Genomic DNA, 14365 nt, shown 5'->3' with positions numbered 1-14365 from the left:
TCAACTCCCGGGTGTTCCGGCCGCGCGGCCGACGGTGCGCCCGCTCTTCGTTACGAGGATCCCTCGCGCGCTCGCGTCGTCGCGAGCGAACCACCGTCGCGGCGGCGTCCCGAACTGATGCCGGCCCGCAGGGGTTTCCCGCGTCGACTCGCCTAAGAGCCGGTCAGGGCAGGGCGTGCTCCGGCTTCGGCCTGCGGCCTCAGGGCGGGACCGCGAGGGCCGTCAGCTCCCGCACGGAAAAGGCGGTGGCTGGCGAGAGAAGCCGCTCGCGAAGCAGGGTAGCGGCCGCGGGGCCGATCACCGGCTCAACAAGCGAGTTGAACTTGTCGATGAGCCAGACTGAGAGCGTCGGGTCGTCGGCTTCTCCGGTGGCGTTCAGCCGCTCAACCGACATCACCGACCCATCACGAAAGCGCACCGTCACCAAGGCAGGCCGGTAGTCCGGCACAAGCGCGGTATAGTCCGGGTCTTCGCGCAGGCGCACCCGTTCAGCGAGCTGCCGGATTGCCGCATGGCGCCGCGCGGCGGCATCGAAACTTGCGGGGCCGGCATCCCCGCGCACCCAGGCTGCCGCGAGGGTGAAGGGCAACGAGAACTTCGCCCCAAGCTCGGTGGTAGGATGCGGGTCCGCCAGCGCTGCGGCAGCATTGAAGGTGACGACCTCGATCGACTCGATATCCTCCGCCGCGCTCCCCTCGGCCATCCGCTCGCGCCGAATGGCGAGCAGCGCATCAATCGCCGCGTGGCCGAAGCGGGCGCACGCATACGGCTTGAAGTAGCCGCGGCGCATCTCCCAGTGTCGCCCAAGTTCGATCGTCGCGCGGCGGGGATTGAACGACGGCGTGACGAAGCGGCCGAAGACCTGCTGGACGCCCTCGGGGTCGCCCGTAAATCCGTCGGCGTGCAGCCGCGCCGCGACAATGCCGCGCTTTGCGCCGAGACCTGCCTGCAGATGACGGCCATTCGCTCCCGCCTGATGCACGCTAGCGGAGGAGAGCACCGTCAGCGAGGAGGCGAGGTTGATGGTCGCCGCGATGCCGGCGGCGTCATAGCCGAGTAAGCGAGCAACAGCCGCCGCCGCGCCGAGCACGGCCCACCCCCCATGAGGCGACATGCCCGGGCGCAGCCGTCCCGCAGCAACGCCGATCCGGGCGCCGACTTCGCAGCCCGCGATCACTGCCGTCAGCAGCTCCTCCCAAGTTGCGTCCACCTCTTCGGCGACGGCAAGCGCCGCCGCAACGACATGGATCGCAGGGTGGCTCCCAGAGGCGCGCTGTCCGCTGTCAAAGTCGAGCCAGACCCCCGCCGCGCCGTTGACAAGGGCAGCCGCTTCGGCAGAGGCATAGCCGCCTTGGCCGAGGAATGTGGAGCGGCCGCCCTCCTTCCCTTCGATGGCGGCCAACGCTTGAACTTCCGCCGCCATCGCGCCGCCGATGATGACGCCAATGCAGTCGAGCAGCTGGCGCCGCGCCTCGAGCACGACCTCTTCCGGCGTCTCAGCGAGCGACAACTGCGCGACGAAGTCAGCGAGCGGCTGGAGGGTCACCACTCCCCTTCCTTATTCACGATTCACGATGTCGGCCTGCGTTAGCGACCATCCGCTTCCTCGGGAAGGACAACGCGGAGGTGCAGCTCTTCGAGCTGGGCAGGGTCGACCGGAGACGGCGCTTCAAAGAGGAGATCGGTCGCCGACTGGGTCTTCGGGAAGGCGATCACCTCGCGAATGTTCGGCTGGTCGGCAAGCAGCATCGTCAGCCGGTCAATCCCGATCGCGATCCCGCCGTGAGGCGGCGCTCCGTACTCAAAGGCGGTGAGCAAGTGCCCGAACTGGCGGCGCACTGTCTCCTCAGGGTTGCCCATGATTTGAAATATCCGCTGCTGGAGCGCAGGGTCGGTGATCCGGATGCTGCCGCCTCCCAGTTCGTACCCGTTGCAGATGAGGTCATACTGGTCGGCGCGGACGCGCGAAAGATCTTCTCCATCAAGGAGCGGCAGGTCTTCGCGCTTCGGCTGGGTGAAGGGGTGATGGACCGCGTCCCATCGGTTCTCTTGCGGTTTCCATTCAAACGCCGGGAAATCGACGACCCAGCAGAAGGCGAGGGTGTTGCGGTCGGCCAGGCCGAGCCGACGGCCAATCTCCTCGCGCAGGTGCGCCAGCGCTGTCGCGACGATCTCGGGCGTATCGGCGACGATCGCGCCGAGATCGCCCTCGACAAGCCGGAGCCGGTCCGCGATTGCCGCCATCCGCTCCTCGCCAAGATAGCGGGCGCTGGGGGAGCGGAGGCCATCGGCTGCGCGGGCGATAGTAACAAGGCCTTTCGCGCCATAGCGGCGGGCAATCTCGGCCAGTTCTTCCACTTGCCGCCGGGAGTAGGCGGCCCCGCCGGGAATGCGCAGCCCCTTGATCTGGCCGCCCTGCTCGAGCACCGTATTGAAGACGCCGAACTCGCTGCCGACCGCAAGGTCGGCGAGGTCTTCCAATTCGAGGCCGAAGCGGAGGTCCGGCCGGTCGGTGCCAAAGCGCCGCATCGCCTCTGCATAGGAGAGCCGAGGAAACGGGGTCGGGATTGTCTTCTCCGGCCGAACGGCGCGCGCCACCGCCACAATCACGCGCTCAACGAGACTGATCACATCCTCCTGCTCGACGAAGCTCATCTCGATATCGAGCTGCGTGAACTCGAGCTGGCGGTCGGCGCGCAGGTCCTCGTCGCGAAAGCAGCGCGCAATCTGAAAGTACTTCTCCACCCCGGCGACCATAAGCAGCTGCTTCATCTGCTGGGGCGACTGCGGCAGGGCATAGAACGACCCGGGATGGAGACGGCTCGGGACGAGAAAGTCGCGCGCCCCCTCGGGCGTACTTTTGGTGAGGATCGGTGTCTCGACCTCGATAAATCCTTCCGCATCCATCAGGTCGCGGATCAGCTTGACGATGCGATGCCGAAGGAGAAGGTTCGCCATCATCTTTGGGCGGCGGAGGTCGAGGTAGCGGTATTTCAAGCGCAGCGCCTCATCGACATCGACGTCCTCGTTGAGGTAGAACGGCGGGGTCTTGGACTCGTTCAGCACGCGCGCCTGGCGCGCATGGACCTCGACCTCGCCGGTGGCGAGCGCCGGGTTCTCGGTTCCGGCTGGCCGTCGGCGCACCTCGCCGGCGATTTGGACGACGTATTCGTTGCGGAGGCGGTCGGCGACGGCGTGCGCCTCGGGCGACTCGGCCGGATTGAAGACAACCTGCACGAGCCCGGAGCGGTCGCGCAGGTCGACAAAGATGAGACCGCCGTGGTCGCGCCGGCGGTGAACCCAGCCCGCCAGTGTGACGGACTGGCCAGCATGGGAAGCGGTGAGCGTCCCACACGAGTGGCTCTTCAGCATTGGAGTTCCTTCAGGGAGACGGTGCCCGGATTATCGGCTCCGCAGGCCCTTGAGAGCAAACAGCGGGCCTGGCCGTCCCGGGGAGGTGCGGGACAGCCAGGCCCGCGGAAGGAGGGAAGAAGAGACGCTATTCGATCGGCTTGGGCGCCAGCGCTCCGGAAGGGGCAGGCAAGCGGATGAGGAACGACAGTCCAATCAGCACAAGGAGCGCGCCGACGACAAACGGCAGCGCCGGGCCGTAGTCGAAGAGGAACCCCGCAACAAACGGCCCCGTTGCCCGCGACAGCGCTCCAAAGGACTGGCCGAGACCAAGCAGCCCCCCCTTCTCCTCCGGAGGCGCCTCTTGCGAGATCAAGCTGGTGAGCGACGGATTGTAAACAGCGCTGCCCGCAGTCTGGATCGCGAGGATGACCAGCGCCACGATGAGGCTGTTCGCGAGCGGGAGCGCAAGCAGGGTGAGCGCGAAGATCGCAAAGCCCGCAATCGCCAGCACGCGCTCGCCGTACCGGCTGACCAGTCGGCCGACTGCAAGCCCCTGCATCAGCACCGACACCACGCCGACCGAGACGAAAATGATGCCAAGCGAGGCGGGAGTGAGGCCAAAGTTGCGTTCGCCAAGGAGCGGCACTGTCGCCTGCACGCCGGCGAAGGCAAACATCGCGAGAAACATCGCGCCGAACAGCCGTCCGACCGTCGGGTGGGTGAGCGCTTCGCCAAGGCGCAGGACCGCAAAGACCGGGCGGCGCGGGGCACGACCAGGCTGGAGCGACTCCGGCAGGAGGAAGAGCGCAAGGACAAAGTTGACCGCAGCAAGCGCCGCCGCTGCAAACGCGGCCGCGCCAAGGCCGAAATGGCTCAGGCTCGCGCCGAGCGCGGGCCCAACGATAAACCCTAGGCCGGTCATCGCGCCGATCATCCCCATCGCTTTGGCGCGCTCGCTCGGAGCGGTGACATCCGCGACATACGCTTGAGCCGCGCCGATCGCCCCGCCGAACAGGCCAGACAGCGCCCGAGCGAGAAGCAGCACGAGCAGAGAGTTCGCGAGGCCAGTCACCGCGAGCGAAATCGCCGAGCCGGCAAGACTGACCAGCAGCACCGGCCGGCGACCAATCCGGTCAGAGAGCGCGCCGAGCAGGGGAGAGGAGACGAGCTGCATTGCCGAGTAGACAGCGAGGGTCGCGCCAACCGCGAAGCCGGAAGCGCCGAGGCTCTGGGCATAAAACGGCAGCACCGGCAGGATGATCCCGATCCCCAGTAAGTCGACGAAGACCGTCAAGTAGACGATGAATAGGGGCGAGCGCCGCATTGATTCCTCCACACCGCCCTCATCGTAGCGCAATCTAAATCTCTAGTCAAGATAGATATTCGAAGAATCGGTTCCCTCTCAAGAGATGGCAGGACGCGCCGATACCCTCGATGGGAGGATGTCATGGAGGAAGAGACGGTCTCGTTCCGAACGCTCCTGCGTGTTCTCGCCGCCATCGAGCCGGGCCCCCCTCGCGCCGAGGGAGGCGAGCCGCTCTCCTACGCCCTGTGGACGATGGCGGTTCCCTCAAGCCCTGACCCCGATCCGCGGCCGCGCTCCCTGCTCCACGCCTATCTGCCGCGCGAGGCGCTCGCCAGCCAGTATTTGAACGCCACCGTCTAGCAAGGCGCGGCAGTGCTTTCGACGGCGCTCCTCCGCCGGCCGCGGCCCGCCATCGCCGCGAGCGGCCGTCCTCGTCGAGCTTCATCACGGCGCATGCTACAGTTCTGCTGCTGCCCTCCAGCGCCCGCTCGGGGGGACACGACCTCGCGATGATGCGCCGGCTGACGCAGTGGACCCCTCGCCTGAGCGTCCAGCTTCTGGTCCTCGGGGCGCTCGCCGCGCTTGTCGGCACGATTCTCAGTCTCCTCTTCGTCATTGCCGAACGGCGGGAGAGCGAGGCGGCAGCGGAGCGCAGCTTCCTGCAGCTGGCGCGGGCGCTCGCCGGCCGCGGGGAGCAGCAGATCGCCAGCTTGGCCGACCTGCTCGCGACGCTCGCTCTCTTCCCGGAGATCCGCACCCCCGTGTCACCCGCCTGCAGCGCGATCCTCGCTCAGGTTCTGCGCGAGGTTCCCGGGTTTACTGCGCTCGAGATTGCAGCCCCAGACGGGCAGGTGGTCTGTCGGGACCGCCCGGAGAGCGGGTCCGCCTCTGTCGGCGACCAGCCGTGGTTCCGCGAGAGCGTGACCACCGGCCGCTTCACGGTCGGCGGCATTACCGTCGGCGCTCCGCCCTTCCTTCCTCTTGCCGTTCCCATGCGCGACGACGCGGGGACGGTCGTCGGCGTTCTCGTCGCCCGCATCGATGTCGCCCTGATCGCCCAGCTGACCGCCGGGTTGGACCTGCCTCCGAACACCGCGCTGACGGTGCTCGATGAGAAGGGGCAGGTGGTCTACCGCTTCCCGGATGCCGCGCAGTATGTCGGCCGTCCGACTGGGGAGACAGAGCTCGGGCGCGCGGTTCAATCCTCCGCCGAGAGCACCTTCGTGGCGCCGGGACTGGACGGCGTGCGCCGGATGTATGCGCTGGCGCCGCTGCATCCCGCGGGGACGCTCCTTCTCGGCGTGCCGCTGGAGATCATCTACGAGCCAGTGACAACCGCTTTTCGCCGCAACCTGCTGGTCCTCCTCGGAGCGCTGCTTACCACGCTTGCCGGGCTGTGGGTTGCTGTGAACATCGTTGTCGAACGCCCGTTGCGCCGCCTGATCAGCACGACCCGCCGCCTCGCTGCCGGCGATTACGCCGTCCGAACTGGTTTAGAGAACGTGCCGAGCGAGGTCGGCGAATTAGCGCGCGCCTTTGACCGGCTCGCTGACCAGCTTGCCCAGCGGGACCGACAGCTTCAAGCGCAAATGGCGGAGCTGCGGCGGTCGAACGCTGACCTCGAGCAGTTTGCCTCGGCGATCTCCCACGACCTCCAAGCTCCTCTTCGCTCGATCGCCGGCTTCAGCCAGCTGCTCGCGCGGCGCTACCGGGGCAGGATCGACCCTGACGCCGATGAGTTCCTGCAGTACATCATCGGCGCTGTCGACCGCCTCAACGCCCTCATTGTTGACCTGCTGACCTATTCCCGCCTTGCCATCGGGCCCCGCACGCTGCAGGCAACTGATACGCGCCGCGCAGTTGCGCACGCCGTCGCCAACTTGCGCGGCCAGATCGAAGCGAGCGGCGCCCAAGTCCGGCTCGGCAATCTGCCCACCGTCCGCGCCGATCTCTCCCAGCTGACGCAGGTGTTCCAGAACCTGATCGCCAACTCCATCAAGTATCGCAGCACTGCGCCGCCCGTGATCGCGATCGACGCCGAACGCGAGGATGGTTCGTGGGTCTTCCGCGTCTCCGACAACGGGATCGGCATCGCCCCCGAGCACGCTGAGCGGGTCTTCCGCATTTTTCAGCGCCTCCATCCGCCCGATGTCTATGACGGCACCGGCATCGGGCTCGCGATTTGCAAAACGGTGATCGAGCGCCATGGAGGGCACATCTGGATCGAGCCGGCACCAAGCGGCGGGACAGTGGTCGCCTTCCGCCTGCCAGCCGAACTGGAGGAGAATAATCGCGACGAACGGCACCGCGCCTGCTAGAGTGAGCTCACTCGGACGGGATGAAGGCAGGAATGACGAGATGGAACCAGAACCGGTCACGCTGCTGCTGATCGAGGACGACCCCGCTGACGCGCGCTTGCTCGCCGAGATTCTCCGTGACGTCGGGCCCTCGCTGATTGAACCGCATCTGCTGGTCGAGCAGACCCTTCGCGCCGGCCGTGAACGGATCAGCGGCGGCGGGGTCGACGTCGTGCTGCTCGATCTCACCCTCCCCGACAGCACGGGGCTCGACACCTTTCATGCGCTCGCCCAAACCGCCTCGCAGCTGCCTATCCTCATTCTCTCCGGCCTCGATGACCAAGAACTGGCCATCGCCGCCGTCCAAGCAGGCGCGCAAGACTATCTGGTGAAGGGGCGGATCAACGGCGCCGCATTGACCCGCGCTGTCCGCTACGCTATCGAGCGGAAGCGCGCCCAGCTCGCGCAGGAAGCGCTGCTGCTCCGTCAATCGCGGCTCGAGGGAGTGCTGCTCGCTGCCCGCGAGATGGCCCACCGGATCAACAACGATGTTCAGCTCGCTGTCGGTTCGCTCTCCATTCTCGAAGAGAGCGAGACCGTTCCTCCCGAGCTGCGCGCGCTGATCGGCACGGCGCTCGAGCGTGTCCTCGGCCTCGCTGAGCATGTCCAGCAGCTGCAGCACGTTATCCGGGTAGAGACACGCTCGACGCCAGCTGGTCTGTCGCTTGACCTCGCTCGCTCGCTTGACCGTTCTGCGGGCGAGTGACCGGCAGGCTGCTGCGGCCAGCGGCGGCGCTCTTTGACCCCGGCGCCGCCGGAGCGATCCTCGCGAGTGCGGCCGCAATCTCTTCCTGCACTGTCGGGTCAGGGTCGTCGGCAGCGGCGAGCGCGCGGCGTGCGGCCTCTCCGCCGATGCGGCCGAGCGCCCAGGCGGCAGCGCCCCGAACGACGGGGCTGGGGTCATTGCGGAGGGCGGCCGCAAGCGCCGGAACAGCAGCGGGATCGCCGCTATTGCCGAGAGCAATCGCGACATTGCGAAGAAAGCCCTCGCGCTTCGCGCGCCGGATCGCGCTTCCGCGGAAGCGGGCGTCGAAAGCGGCGTCGTCAAGCGCCAGCAGCGGCAGCAGTGCGGTCCGCTCGCCAATCCCGGGGCGGGGCGCAAAGTCGGGCTCCCGGGCGGCTGCCGCTTTTCGATTGACAGGACAGACGTCCTGACAGACATCGCAGCCGAAGATCCAGTCTCCCATCGCGGGTCGCAGCTCGGGCGGGATCGGACCGCGATGTTCAATCGTCAGGTAGGAGATACAGCGCGTCGCATCGAGGACATAGGGAGCGACGAACGCCTCGGTCGGGCAGGCGCGCAGACAGCGGTCGCACGCGCCGCAATTCGTCCGAACGGGCTTTCCAGTCGGCAGCGCCACGTCAGACACAATCGCGGCGAGGAAGGACCACGACCCAAGCCGCCGGTTGAGAAGCAAGGTGTTCTTCCCGATCCAGCCGATCCCGGCAGCGCGGGCAAACGCTCGCTCTGCAAGCGGGCCGCTGTCGACGAAGAGGCGAGCGCGAACGGGCCGTCCCGCCAACTCAGCCAGCCGGCCGGCCAGCCGCCGCAGCTTCGGGCGAATAACGCGATGGTAGTCGCGCCCGCGCGCGTACCGGGCGACCCGCCCCGTGGGGCCGTGGTCGTCTGCGGCAGGCTCCGGCGCAGCCGGGATGTAGTAGCTCATTCCCAGCACAATGACCGAGCACGCCTCTTCCACTAATTGGGTCGGCGCGAACGCAATCACCCGCTCGTCATTCAGCCAGTCCATCCCCCGCAGCCGGCCCTCCGCGAGGCGCTGGCGGTAGGCAGCAAGGTCCTCGACGAGAGTGTCGGCAGGAGCGATCCCGAACAGATCGAAGCCGAGCGCCGCGGCGTCTGCTTCAAGGGCCCGGGCGATCGCGTCAGGGTCCAGAGGCGCCCTCTCCCGCGAGGGCAGCAAGGAGCGTCCGGCGCAAGCGAAGGAGCTGCCCGATATGGTCGAGAGTATGAAGGTAAGCGCGCTCCGCGACCGCCTCAAGAGTGCTCAGCCCGAATGCGGCCGACCGCACCGGACGGCTCCAGTCCTCCGCGTCAAGGCGATCGAGCAAGGCGGCAAGAGCGCGCCGGCCGGCAGCAAAATCGTCCACCACCTCGTCGTATGTCTCCGACGCCGGGCGGTGGGCGGCGCGCCACGCCGCAGCGTCGAAACGAGGAAAGGTCGGATTGTCTTCCAGCACTGCTGCCTGAATGCGGGCGATCTGGACGCCATGCTCCACGTCGCGCAGATGGGTGACAATTTGACGCGCTGACCACTCCCCTTCAGGCGCCCAATCAACGTGGGGGCGCGGAAACAGCTCGGCGCACCAAACGACATCCTCTCCGCTGGCACGCAACCGAGCGATGAGGCCATGACGATAGGGATCAGCCGCCATCTTTCGCTCCTCGCCTCGATTATAGTGGTGGGGAGGAGCGATACGGTGCGTCTCGGCCTGATTGCAGATACCCACGGCCATCCGCTGCCAGAGAGCGTCCGGCGCCTGTTCGCCGGGGTTGACCTGATCCTGCACGCGGGCGATCTCGGCAGCGAGCAGATCTTGACCGAGCTCGCCGCGATTGCGCCCGTGGAGGCGGTCGCAGGCAATATCGACAGCCCCGCCCTCCTCGAGCGGCTCGGGTGGCGGAAGATTGTGCTGGCAGGCTCAACCCGCATTGGGCTTGTTCACGGAGACCGCGGGTCCGAACGCACAACCGTTGAACGCGCGCTCGGCGCGTTCGAAGCGGGCAGTGTCGACGTGGTCGTCTTCGGCCACAGCCACGCTCCTCGGGTCGACTGGCACCGCGATGTCCTGCTCGTCAATCCTGGCTCGGCCACGGTGCCCCGCCTTCAGCCCCGTCCTTCCGTCGCCCTCCTGACGGTTGGAGCAGCCATCGACGCAGAGATCGTTTGGCTTCCGCGCTACAGGATCTCTCCACGCTGAGGCGGCAGTCATTGCAGTGAGGCGAGCGCTCGCTGGGGACAGCACGCGGAGCCGTCTCGCCGCAGCCGCCATCCTCATGCCTTGCGGAGCGCGCAATGCCACCGGCCGACCTGCCGCGCAGCTCCCGCCCGAACTCGCGCTTGCCGACGTGACCGCTCCGCCCGCGCCCAACGCGCGCGGAGATGATGCGCCCCGCAGCGCATCAGCGCATGAGCAGCCCTCCCGCAGGACGGCGCCGAAGCGCTGAGGAGACACCCGCAGCCGCCGGCGAGAGCGCTCAGCCCCGCGGAAAACGCCGGCGCGGGATCATGCGAGCGGAGCAGACACCGCCGCAGGCTAGCGCCGACGACGGCCCCGCATTCGGCGTAGGACCTGACCCTCCCTGCCCGACACCGTGCGCCAAGAGCGCGGGCGCTCTACGGCTCGACCGGCCTGCCGTCGGCGTCTGTCTCGGCAATCCGGACCGTGAGCATCGTGTCGCCGCGGCGGAGCTGCGTCAGCACGTCGAACCCGCTGACGATCCGTCCGAAGAGGTTGTACTGCTTCGGCAGCGGGGTGTCGCGCTTGAGGAAGAAAAACTGGCTGCCGTTGGTGTTCGGCCCGGCGTTCGCCATCGCCATGATCCCCGCGCGATATTCCCCTTTCACCGGCTCATCTTCCCACTGGTAGCCAGGGCCGCCGTAGCCGCGTCCGAATGGGTCGCCGCCCTGCACCACCCAATCCTCAACGCGATGAAAGGTGAGGCCATCATAAAAGCCGTCGCGCGCCAAGAAGACAAAGTTGTTGACCGACTTCGGCGCGTCCTTCGGAAGCAGTTCCACGCGGATCGTGCCCCGCGTCGTCTCGATGATGGCGTGGTAGGTGTGGTCCGGATTGATCGTCATCGGGGGCGGGGCCGGATACTGCTTAGCCATACTGCGCTCCTTTCCATCAGCCTTCGGTGATCGTGACGCTGGTCATCCGGTCGCCCACTTGGATTTGGTCGACGACGTCCATTCCACTGACCACCTTGCCAAACAGGTTGTACTGCTTGGGCAGCGGCGAATCGCGCTTCAGAATGAAGAACTGGCTGCCGTTCGTGTTCGGGCCGGCGTTCGCCATTGCCACCACTCCCCGGAGATACTCGCCCCGCACCGGCTCGTCTTCAAAGCGATAGCCGGGCCCGCCGCGCCCTGTTCCTTCCGGGTCGCCGCCTTGGATCAGCCAAGACTCGACGCGGTGGAAGGTGAGCCCGTTGTAGAACCCGTCGCGAGCAAGGCGGACAAAGTTGTTGACGGTGATCGGAGCATCTTGGGGATACAGCTCGATGACGAAGGTGCCGCGCACGGTCTCAATGGTCGCTGTGTAGATCTTCGAGGTGTCGATTGTCATCGGCGGCGGAGCAGTGTAGGTAGGACGCGCCTGCACCACCGGAGTGGGGGTGGGAGAGAGCGCCGGCGTTTCCGTTGCCTCGGGCGTCGGCGTGGGGTTGGCGCGCGCCGTCGCCGTCTCAATAGCGGCAGCGGTGGCAGTCGCGTTCGGGGTCGAGGTCGGCCACGGGGTGACCGTTGGAGTTGGCAAGGTCGAGATGATCTGCTGCTGGTTGAACAGATAGACCAGCCCCGAGACCACTGCGGCGCTGACGAGGAGAAATGTGACCTGCTGAAAGACCGGGTTGCGGTACCACGGCCGGCGGGGACGGGAGCGGACGACCTTCTTCGGAACCGGGCGCGGTTCGGCAGGCGCCGCGGACGCGTGACGCGCCGCAGCGGCTGGCGCAGGTTGGGGCTGCTCGTGAGCCCGTCGGCGTGCGGCTTCCCGCCGGGCGCGACGAGAACGGGTCATCGACCCCTCCTTAAGTACGCACAAAGGCCGAGCGAACGCTCGGCCCACCTTGGTACCCCGAGACGGACTCGAACCGCCGCTCCCGGCTCCGGAGGCCGGTGCTCTATCCTCTGAGCTATCGGGGCATCCTTTATTAGTATAGCGCGTGCTGCGCGCGGCGCAGCAGTTTTGACGTTGTCAGCGTTCAATGATAGACTGTCTGCCCGTGCCCGATCGAGCGCTCGAAGGTATCCGCGTCCTCGATTTCGGCTGGCATATTGCCGGCCCGTTTGCCACGAAGCTGCTGGCTGATTTCGGCGCCGATGTCATTAAAGTCGAGCGTCCCGGCCGCGGCGATCCAGCGCGCGACCTCGGCCCGTTCCCCCCCGGCAACCGCTCCCTCGAAACCTCCGCCACCTTCCTCTATCTCAACACGAACAAGCGAAGCATTGTGCTCGACCTCGCCCATCCCGCAGGCCGTGAGGTGGCGCTTCGGCTGGCAGCCTCGGCCGATATTGTGCTCGAGAATTTTCGCCCCGGCGTGATGGCGCGCCTTGGCCTCGACCACGAAACACTGCGCACCGTCAATCCCGACGTGATCACGGTATCGATCTCGAATTACGGCCAAACCGGTCCCTACGCGCAGTATGAGGCGACGGAACTGACCCTTTGGGGCCATGGGGAGATCCCCTATATCACCGGACAGAGCGACCGGCCGCCGCTCAAGACGGCCGGCGCCCAGCCCTCCCTGCACGCGGGCATCAACGCCTGCATCGGCGCGCTGGCAGCGCTCTGGCAGCGCGATCTGCTCGGCGAAGCCCAATATCTCGACGTGTCGATCCTCGAAGCGGTTGTCAATCTGATTGAGTTCTCGCTCGGGCTGTATCAATGCCTCGGCTTGGTGCACCGGCGCCGGCGGGCGACCGTCGCCGGTTTCCACCCGGCCGGACGGCGCGCCACCGCCAAGGGCGACCTGTTCCTCATGTTCGGCAGCCGGACAGGCGCAGAGGTGGCAGTGGCGCTCAACCTGCCCGAACTGAACGATCCCCGCTTCGCGACGAACGCGCTCCGCTACCAGCACCGCGAGGAGTTCGACCGCATTTTCCTTCCGTGGCTGGAGCGTCACACCGCCACCGAGGCATTCCGCCTGCTGCAGGAGCGCGCCCGGCTGCCGGTGGCAAAAGTGATGACGCTCGCCGACCTGTTCGAGGATGAGCAGTATCGGGCGCGCGAGTATTTCGTCGACCTCGACCATCCGCTCGCCGGCCTCGCCCGCTACGCTGGCCCTCCCTTCAAGATGAGCGCAACGCCTGCCCAGTACCGCCGCCCGGCGCCACGGCTTGGCGAGCATACGATCGAGATCCTGCGCGAAGCAGGGTATAGCGAGGGAGAGATCGCGCAGCTGATCGCGAGCGGCGCCGCTTCTGCCGCGTTGACGGCCTCCCCCGCAAGCGAGAACAATTGAACCGATGCGCTGGCCGACCCCTCTCACACGCTCTACTCTCCCGGCCGGCAGGGAGCGCGCTTGACTATTAGCCCGTGGTTTTACCTCATCTTCACTTTCTTCGTCGTTCTTCTTCTCCTCGCCGATCTGCTCGTTTTTCATCGCAAGCCGCATGCGGTCAGCCTGCGCGAGGCCGGCCTGTGGTCCGCGTTCTGGATTGTGCTCGCCCTGCTTTTCAACATCGGTGTCTGGTCTGTCCTCGGCGGCCAAAAAGGGCTCGAATTCCTCACCGGCTACCTGATCGAAAAGTCGCTCAGCGTCGACAATATCTTCGTCTTTGTGCTGCTCTTTTCGGCGTTCGCCGTGCCGAAGGAGTATCAGCACCGCGTGCTGTTTATTGGCGTCCTGAGCGCGCTCATCATGCGCGGCATCATGATCGGGATCGGCGCTTATCTTGTCTCTCAGTTCCAGTGGGTGCTGTTCATCTTCGGACTGTTCCTCCTCTTCGCTGCCTTCCGAATGCTCACCTCGAAGGAGGAGGAAGAGATCGAAGTGGAGAAGAACGTTGTTGTCCGACTTGTTCGGAAGGTATTTCCCGTCACTCCACGCTACTATGGACAGTCGTTCTTTGTGATGCTTGATGGCCGGGTGTATGCCACCCCGCTGCTGATCGTCGTCGCAGTCGTCGAAGCGACCGACTTGATGTTTGCTCTTGACTCGATCCCGGCAATCTTCGCGATCACCACCGATCCGTTTATCGTCTACACGTCAAATGTCTTCGCGATCCTCGGCTTGCGCGCTTTGTACTTCCTGCTGGCGGGAGTAGTAGATCGGTTCCACCTGCTGCGCTACGGGCTGGCCATTGTGCTGGGGTTCATTGGGCTGAAGCTTGTCGGCGCGGTGATCGGTCACCTCGAGATCGCCGGACGCGAGATCGACCTGCATATCCCGACGGCAGTTTCGCTGACGGTGGTGGCGACAGTGCTCCTCGTTGCGACCGTTGGCTCGCTGCTCTTTCCGCCCCGCCAACGCCGTGCCGCTCACCATGGGCCCGAGAACGCGCCGCTCCTAGGCGATGCGGGGTCGTCAGATGGGGCTGCGGGTGCGGCGGAGCGCGCTGCCGCCCGCGTTCCCTCCGCGCACTCAGGGGAGCGGCCGTAA

The 14365-nt window shown here is 66.4% G+C and carries 13 protein-coding genes and 1 tRNA gene; 6 read left to right on the top strand and 8 right to left on the bottom strand.

Annotated features, from left to right (window positions below; translation table 11 throughout):
- Positions 1 to 199 precede the first annotated feature (199 nt).
- The 3 genes from NZ773_03465 to NZ773_03455 all read right to left on the bottom strand — a co-directional run bounded on the left by NZ773_03465 (position 200) and on the right by NZ773_03455 (position 4678).
- Positions 200 to 1546 carry an MmgE/PrpD family protein gene (locus NZ773_03465; protein MCS6800986.1) on the bottom strand — a complete coding sequence of 449 codons (1347 nt, stop codon included), beginning with the start codon at positions 1544 to 1546 and terminating at the stop codon, positions 200 to 202.
- Positions 1547 to 1587: 41 nt separating this feature from the next.
- Positions 1588 to 3372, bottom strand: coding sequence for an aspartate--tRNA ligase (gene aspS / locus NZ773_03460; GenBank protein MCS6800985.1), 1785 nt, complete (start codon positions 3370 to 3372; stop codon positions 1588 to 1590).
- A gap of 127 nt (positions 3373 to 3499) precedes the next feature.
- Complete coding sequence (locus NZ773_03455) at positions 3500 to 4678, bottom strand: MFS transporter (protein ID MCS6800984.1); 1179 nt, start codon at positions 4676 to 4678, stop codon at positions 3500 to 3502.
- A 123-nt stretch (positions 4679 to 4801) separates the two neighbouring features.
- Here NZ773_03455 and NZ773_03450 point away from each other — a divergent pair, with 123 nt between their 5' ends.
- The 3 genes from NZ773_03450 to NZ773_03440 all read left to right on the top strand — a co-directional run bounded on the left by NZ773_03450 (position 4802) and on the right by NZ773_03440 (position 7723).
- The gene (locus tag NZ773_03450; protein ID MCS6800983.1) at positions 4802 to 5020 is read left to right on the top strand and encodes a hypothetical protein; all 219 of its coding nucleotides are present in this window, start codon (positions 4802 to 4804) and stop codon (positions 5018 to 5020) included.
- Positions 5021 to 5169: 149 nt separating this feature from the next.
- On the top strand, positions 5170 to 6978 hold the full coding sequence (locus NZ773_03445) for an ATP-binding protein (protein ID MCS6800982.1): 1809 nt from the start codon (positions 5170 to 5172) through the stop codon (positions 6976 to 6978).
- Positions 6979 to 7018: 40 nt separating this feature from the next.
- Positions 7019 to 7723 carry a response regulator gene (locus NZ773_03440; protein ID MCS6800981.1) on the top strand — a complete coding sequence of 235 codons (705 nt, stop codon included), beginning with the start codon at positions 7019 to 7021 and terminating at the stop codon, positions 7721 to 7723.
- Here the strand turns inward: NZ773_03440 and queG are convergent.
- Together queG and NZ773_03430 are read right to left on the bottom strand one after the other, a co-directional pair.
- Positions 7641 to 8939, bottom strand: a complete 1299-nt coding sequence (queG, locus tag NZ773_03435; protein ID MCS6800980.1) for a tRNA epoxyqueuosine(34) reductase QueG — start codon at positions 8937 to 8939, stop codon at positions 7641 to 7643. The two genes, NZ773_03440 and queG, sit on opposite strands and share 83 nt — an antisense overlap.
- A complete protein-coding gene (locus tag NZ773_03430; GenBank protein ID MCS6800979.1) occupies positions 8902 to 9411 on the bottom strand; it encodes a DinB family protein in 510 nt (169 codons plus the stop codon). Before NZ773_03430 ends, queG begins: the two co-directional genes overlap by 38 nt.
- Between NZ773_03430 and NZ773_03425 the strand changes: the two genes are divergently transcribed.
- A complete protein-coding gene (locus NZ773_03425) occupies positions 9388 to 9957 on the top strand; it encodes a metallophosphoesterase (protein ID MCS6800978.1) in 570 nt (189 codons plus the stop codon). The two genes, NZ773_03430 and NZ773_03425, sit on opposite strands and share 24 nt — an antisense overlap.
- Before the next feature lie 416 nt (positions 9958 to 10373).
- On the opposite strand, the gene NZ773_03420 is transcribed toward NZ773_03425, so the two are convergent.
- The 3 genes from NZ773_03420 to NZ773_03410 all read right to left on the bottom strand — a co-directional run bounded on the left by NZ773_03420 (position 10374) and on the right by NZ773_03410 (position 11906).
- Positions 10374 to 10871 carry a peptidylprolyl isomerase gene (locus NZ773_03420; protein ID MCS6800977.1) on the bottom strand — a complete coding sequence of 166 codons (498 nt, stop codon included), beginning with the start codon at positions 10869 to 10871 and terminating at the stop codon, positions 10374 to 10376.
- A gap of 16 nt (positions 10872 to 10887) precedes the next feature.
- Positions 10888 to 11328, bottom strand: coding sequence for a peptidylprolyl isomerase (locus NZ773_03415; GenBank protein ID MCS6800976.1), 441 nt, complete (start codon positions 11326 to 11328; stop codon positions 10888 to 10890).
- Positions 11329 to 11831: 503 nt separating this feature from the next.
- A tRNA-Arg gene (locus tag NZ773_03410) sits at positions 11832 to 11906 on the bottom strand.
- 80 nt (positions 11907 to 11986) lie between these two features.
- On the opposite strand from NZ773_03410, the gene NZ773_03405 reads away from it, so the two are divergent.
- Together NZ773_03405 and NZ773_03400 are read left to right on the top strand one after the other, a co-directional pair.
- On the top strand, positions 11987 to 13225 hold the full coding sequence (locus tag NZ773_03405; GenBank protein MCS6800975.1) for a CoA transferase: 1239 nt from the start codon (positions 11987 to 11989) through the stop codon (positions 13223 to 13225).
- Positions 13226 to 13285: 60 nt separating this feature from the next.
- Complete coding sequence (locus tag NZ773_03400) at positions 13286 to 14365, top strand: TerC family protein (GenBank protein MCS6800974.1); 1080 nt, start codon at positions 13286 to 13288, stop codon at positions 14363 to 14365.

The sequence above is a fragment of the Dehalococcoidia bacterium genome (genome assembly GCA_025054935.1).
Taxonomy (GTDB): domain Bacteria; phylum Chloroflexota; class Dehalococcoidia; order SpSt-223; family SpSt-223; genus JANWZD01.
The sequence above is the reverse complement of the archived record's forward strand: the minus strand, read 5'-3'. Positions and strand labels throughout refer to the sequence as shown.

Excerpts from the sequence above, each read along its gene's own strand:
- NZ773_03440 (MCS6800981.1), top strand. The coding sequence starts at position 7,019 with ATGGAACCAGAACCGGTCACGCTGCTGCTGATCGAGGACGACCCCGCT.
- NZ773_03425 (MCS6800978.1), top strand. The coding sequence starts at position 9,388 with ATGACGATAGGGATCAGCCGCCATCTTTCGCTCCTCGCCTCGATTATA.
- aspS (MCS6800985.1), bottom strand. The coding sequence starts at position 3,372 with ATGCTGAAGAGCCACTCGTGTGGGACGCTCACCGCTTCCCATGCTGGC.
- NZ773_03415 (MCS6800976.1), bottom strand. The coding sequence starts at position 11,328 with ATGACAATCGACACCTCGAAGATCTACACAGCGACCATTGAGACCGTG.
- NZ773_03455 (MCS6800984.1), bottom strand. The coding sequence starts at position 4,678 with ATGCGGCGCTCGCCCCTATTCATCGTCTACTTGACGGTCTTCGTCGAC.
- NZ773_03445 (MCS6800982.1), top strand. The coding sequence starts at position 5,170 with ATGATGCGCCGGCTGACGCAGTGGACCCCTCGCCTGAGCGTCCAGCTT.
- NZ773_03420 (MCS6800977.1), bottom strand. The coding sequence starts at position 10,871 with ATGGCTAAGCAGTATCCGGCCCCGCCCCCGATGACGATCAATCCGGAC.
- NZ773_03430 (MCS6800979.1), bottom strand. The coding sequence starts at position 9,411 with ATGGCGGCTGATCCCTATCGTCATGGCCTCATCGCTCGGTTGCGTGCC.
- NZ773_03450 (MCS6800983.1), top strand. The coding sequence starts at position 4,802 with ATGGAGGAAGAGACGGTCTCGTTCCGAACGCTCCTGCGTGTTCTCGCC.